This window comes from uncultured Amaricoccus sp., assembly GCF_937858865.1.
In the GTDB taxonomy this organism is placed as follows: domain Bacteria; phylum Pseudomonadota; class Alphaproteobacteria; order Rhodobacterales; family Rhodobacteraceae; genus Amaricoccus.
Map to the genome: position 1 here is coordinate 1 of NZ_CALLYO010000521.1, position 4102 is coordinate 4102.

The 4102-nt window shown below is 70.2% G+C and carries 2 protein-coding genes; both read left to right on the plus strand.

The genetic code is table 11. From position 1 onward, the window contains the following. Positions 1 to 393 precede the first annotated feature (393 nt). The gene (locus Q0112_RS15205) at positions 394 to 3003 is read left to right on the plus strand and encodes an ATP-binding protein (protein ID WP_297976734.1); all 2610 of its coding nucleotides are present in this window, start codon (positions 394 to 396) and stop codon (positions 3001 to 3003) included. Next, positions 3000 to 4102, plus strand: a 1103-nt coding sequence (locus Q0112_RS15210; RefSeq protein WP_297976736.1) for a response regulator, incomplete at its 3' end; no start/stop codon positions are given. The genes Q0112_RS15205 and Q0112_RS15210, both read left to right, overlap by 4 nt.

Below are 4102 nucleotides of genomic sequence, written 5' to 3' on the forward strand. Positions count from 1 at the left end.
CGTCGCCGCGCTGAACGCACGGATCGGCATGCCCCCCGGCCTGACCGGGCTGGGCGTGACCGAGGCGATGATGGAAACGGTCGCGCAGGCGGCACCGAACGACCACTGCCACGCGACGAACCCCCGCCTCGCCACGCCGGAGGACTATCTGGCGATCCTGCGCGACGCTGCCTGAACCCGGCCATTAACCTTCATGAAGATCCGGTGAACGCCCGGGAATAATATAACGATTCCATAATCTTGATCCGGTGGGCACGCGTGCCCACCCTGTGCGCCGCGGCACGGAGGGGCGCTCGCGGCCGACCGCGCGGCGCTCTCTCTCCGCTCGACTTGGCGAGGAGGCTTGCCTAAGACTGCGACAGCGCCGTCGGTGCGGGAGCCAAGGGGGGCAACATGACTCGCGCGGCCGAGCAGCGGCCGGCGATCCGATCCTACCGGTCGTGGGTAGCGAACGAGACGCTCGAGGACTATGCGCTGCGCTACGCGGCGCGCTCGTTCCGCCGCTGGTCGCCGTTCGTGATCTCCAACACCGCGCTCGGGGGGATCGCCTTCCTGGCGCTCGAGACCATCGGCGGCGCGATCACGCTGCGCTACGGCTTCGCGAACGCGATCCCGGCGATCCTCTGCGTCTCGCTCTTCATCTTCGTCACCAGCCTGCCGATCGCCTACTATTCGAGCCGCTACAACATCGACATGGACCTGCTGACCCGGGCCGCCGGCTTCGGCTACATCGGCTCGACGATCACCTCGCTGATCTACGCGACCTTCACCATCATCTTCTTCGCCCTCGAGGGGGCGATCATGGCGCAGGCGATGCGGGTTTATGCCGACATCCCGATCGTGGTCGGCTACGTCGTCTCCTCGCTCGTCATCATCCCGCTGACGGCGATGGGCATCACCATGCTGAGCCGGCTGCAGATGATCACCCAGCCGCTCTGGGTGGTGATGCTGGTCGCCCCCTTCCTCTTCATCCTCGCCAGGGATCCCGGGGTGATCGAGGAATGGCGCACCTTCGCCGGCGCCGAGACCGGCTTCGGCCTGCTCGCCTTCGGCGGCGCGATCGGCGTCCTCTGCTCGCTGACGGTGCAGATCGGCGAGCAGGTCGACTACCTGCGCTTCCTGCCCGACCTGTCGCAGAGGAACCGGCGGCGGTGGTGGGGGGCGATGCTGTCGGCCGGACCAGGCTGGGTCGTGGTCGGCGGGCTGAAGATGCTCGGGGGGAGCCTCCTCGCCGTCATGGTCGTCTCCGCCGGGCGGCCGGCGTCGGAGGCGCTCGAGCCCATCCACATGTTCTCCCTCGCCTACGGCTACGTCTTCGCCAACCCGGAGACGGCGCTCGCCGCGGCGACGGTCTTCGTGCTCGTCTCGCAGGTGAAGATCAACGTGACGAACGCCTACGCCGGCTCGCTCGCCTGGTCGAACTTCTTCTCCCGCGTCACCCACTATCATCCCGGCCGGGTGGTCTGGCTCGTCTTCAACATCCTGATCTCGCTCCTCCTGATGCTCCTCGGCATCTTCGAGACGCTCGAGCTCGTGCTCGCCGTCTACGCCAACCTGGCCACCGCCTGGCTCGGCTCGCTGGTCGGCGATCTCGCGATCCTCAAGCCGCTGCGGATCAGCCCGGCGGTGCCGGAGTTCAAGCGCGCCTACCTGCCGAACTTCAATCCGGTCGGCTGCGGGTCGATGGGGCTCGCCTCGCTGGTCGGGCTGATCTGCTACGCCGGCCTCCTCGGCCCGGCCGCGCAGGCCTGGTCGGCGCCGATCGCCTTCCTCATCGCCGTGCTCTCGGCCGTGGCGATCGGCGTCGCGACGCGCGGGCAGACCTACCTGCTGCGCCCGGCCGACTATCCGGAGCGCGGCGACGATCTCGTCCAGTGCCGCATCTGCGACCACGACTACGAGAAGCCGGACATGGCCTTCTGCTCCTTCTACGACCGGCCGATCTGCTCGCTCTGCTGCAGCCTCGACACCCACTGCCACGATACCTGCAAGGAGCGGCCCTCGGAGCAGCCGCGGGTCGCTCCCGGCGGCGCCTTCCGGCAACGCTTCGCGCTGCAGCCGATGCAGCGCCTCGCCAAGGTCGTCGGCGTCACCCTCGTGCTCTGGACGGTGGCCGCCGCGGTCTTCCTGCTGACCTACCGGATCGCCGACCTGCACATCGACCCCGCGCCCTACACCAACGACCAGATGCTCGTCCGAGTCTTCGTCGCGGTGCTGCCACTGCTCGGGATCGGCGCCTGGTGGATCGTGCTCTCGCACGAGAGCCGCGAGCTCGCCGAGCGCGAGCTCGTCGCCTCGCTCGACGAACTGCGCGCGACCCAGGCCGAGCTCGCCCGCACAGAGCGGCTCGCCGCCATCGGCAAGCTCACCGCCACCGTCAGCCACGAGCTCAGGAACCCGCTCGGCGCGCTCGCCAATTCGGTCGACGTGCTCGAACGATCGATCCCCGGCGCCGCCCGGGACGGCCCCGAGTTCGCCCGCATCCGCCGCAGCGTCCAGCGGTGCTCGCGCATCATCGAGGATCTGCTCGACTTCTCGCGCCAGCGCGAGCCGGAGCTGGCCGAGGTCGCCGTCGACCCCTGGCTCGAGGCGCAGGTCGCCGAACATTCCGCCGCCCCGCTCGTCACCCTCGATCTCCGCGCGGGCTGCACGGCACCGATCGACGCCGAACTGCTGCGCCAGGCGATCGTGAACCTGCTCGACAACGCTGCGCAGGCCGCCGCGGAGGCGCATCCCGACGGGGCCGGCCGGATCACGGTCCGCTCCCGCGTCGACGGCGACACCGTCGTCCTCTCGGTCTCCGACAACGGCGGCGGCATCCCCGAGGCGGCGCGGGCGCGGCTTTTCGAGCCGCTCTTCAGCACCAAGGCCTACGGCGTCGGCCTCGGCATGTCCGTCGTGCAGCGGGTGGTGGAGATGCACGGCGGGCGCATCGGGCTCGACACGCGCGACGGAGGGGGAACGACCATCGCCCTCCACCTGCCGAAGGGAGCGGAACCATGACCGCAGCTGGCGGGCCGGACACGCCCTGGCGGCTCCTCGTCGTCGACGACGACGAGGACTTCGCCGAGAGCCTCGCGAGGCTGCTCGCCCTCGAGGGTTATGCGACGCGGGTGGCGCAGAGCGCGGCCTCCGCTTCCGCGGTCCTCGCCGACTGGAAAGCCGACGTCGCCCTCGTCGACATCCGCCTGGGACAGGACGACGGCGTCGCCCTGGTCAGGGAAATCCAGCGGCTCGCACCGCAAACCGTCGTGGTGATGATGACGGCCTACGCGTCGCTGGAGACCGCCGTCGAGGCGCTGAAGGCGGGCGCCTACGACTTCCTCATCAAGCCCTTCTTCTCCTATGACCTCGACCGAACGCTGGAGCGCTGCTTCGACCGGCTGCGGCTCGTGGCCGAACGCGACGCGGCGGAGAGCCGCCTGCGCCAGGCCCAGCGGCTCGACGCGCTCAGCCAGCTCGGAGCGGGGGTCGCGCACGAGTTCAACAACGCCCTTGCGGTGATCCTCGGCAACCTTCAGCTGCTCGAGGAACGGCTGCAGGACCAGCCGGCCCTGCGCGAGTTCGTCGAGGACGCCCTCGGCGCGGTCCGGAGCGGCGTCGAGCTCACGACCCGGCTGCTCGCGCACGCGCGCGGCGCGCCCCTTCACGCCGAGGTCACCGACCTCGCCGAGACCCTGCCCGGGATCGTCAGGCTGCTCGAGCGGACCCTCGGGGTCGAGGTCGACATCGTGCTCGACCTCCCGCCGGGACTGCCGCCGGTGCTGGTCGACCGCAGCCAGCTCGAGGCGGGCCTCGTCAACCTGGGGATCAATGCCCGGGATGCGATGACCGGCGGCGGCACGCTGACCATCGCCGGACGGACCGACGGCGAATGGGTGGACCTCGCCATCTCCGACACCGGGCCCGGCCTGGCGTCGGACCTCCTGCCGCGCGTCACCGAACCCTTCTTCACCACCAAGCCGGGCAGCCGCGGGCTCGGTCTCGGGCTGACGATGGTCGCGGCGTTCGCCGAACGCTCCGGCGGCGCGCTGCGGCTCGCGAGCCCGCCCGGCCACGGCCTGACGGCGCCGATGAATCTGATGTTCGGCTCGCCCGAGCA

What these genes read in the sequence shown, in the direction of transcription:
- Q0112_RS15205 (WP_297976734.1), top strand. Translation starts at nt 394, where the DNA reads ATGACTCGCGCGGCCGAGCAGCGGCCGGCGATCCGATCCTACCGGTCG.